Source organism: Mycobacterium mantenii, from assembly GCF_001667865.1.
Classification (GTDB): domain Bacteria; phylum Actinomycetota; class Actinomycetes; order Mycobacteriales; family Mycobacteriaceae; genus Mycobacterium; species Mycobacterium mantenii_A.
In genome coordinates this window covers 1-849 of the sequence record NZ_LZJP01000031.1, presented here as the reverse complement: position 1 = coordinate 849, position 849 = coordinate 1, and the positions used below count along the sequence as shown (strand labels likewise).

General features: G+C 66.2%; 1 protein-coding gene. It reads left to right on the top strand.

What is annotated here, in order from left to right:
* On the top strand, positions 1–849 hold an 849-nt coding region (locus A5688_RS04975), incomplete at both ends, for an AMP-binding protein (protein ID WP_165607453.1).

Genomic DNA, 849 nt, shown 5'->3' with positions numbered 1-849 from the left:
ATCTGGCCCAGCGGCTCGACCGACACGACCTCGCGGTCATCGACATCGACGACCCCGCCGTGCGCACCCAACCCAGCACCGCATTACCGCCACCGGACCCCGAAGACATCGCCCACATCATCTATACCTCCGGGACCACCGGCAAGCCTAAGGGCGTTGCCGTCGCGCAGCACAACGTCACTCAGCTATTCGACTCACTGGAAATCGGGGTGGATTTCGCGCGGCGGCAGGTGTGGACGCAGTTCCATTCCTATGCCTTCGACTTCTCGGTCTGGGAGATCTGGGGCGCGCTGTTGCACGGTGGCCAGCTGGTCGTGGTGCCCGAAGAGGTGGCGCGCTCACCTCAAGACTTCCACGCCTTACTCGTTGCTGAACAGGTCAGCGTGCTCACCCAGACTCCGTCGGCGGTGGGGGTGCTCTCACCCGAGGGTTTGGGGTCCGCGGCGTTGGTGATCGGCGCCGAGCCCTGCCCTCCCGAGTTGGTAGATCGGTGGGCGCCCGGGCGGGTCATGGTCAACGTCTATGGTCCGACCGAAACCACGATGTGGGCATCGAAGAGCGCACCGCTTGCAGCGGGGTCGGGATTCCCACCGATTGGCTCGCCGGTGACGGGCGCGGCCTTTTTTGTGCTGGACGACGGGCTGCGCCCGGTGCCGGTGGGCGTGGTCGGTGAGTTGTATCTGGCGGGCCGGGGCGTGGGGTCTGGATATTGGCGCCGTCCGGGCTTGACTGGGTCGCGGTTTGTGGCGTGTCCGTTCGGTGGGGCCGGAACGCGGATGTATCGCACCGGGGATTTGGTGCGGTGGGGTGCTGATGGGCAGCTGCGGTATCTGGGGCGTGCTGATGAGC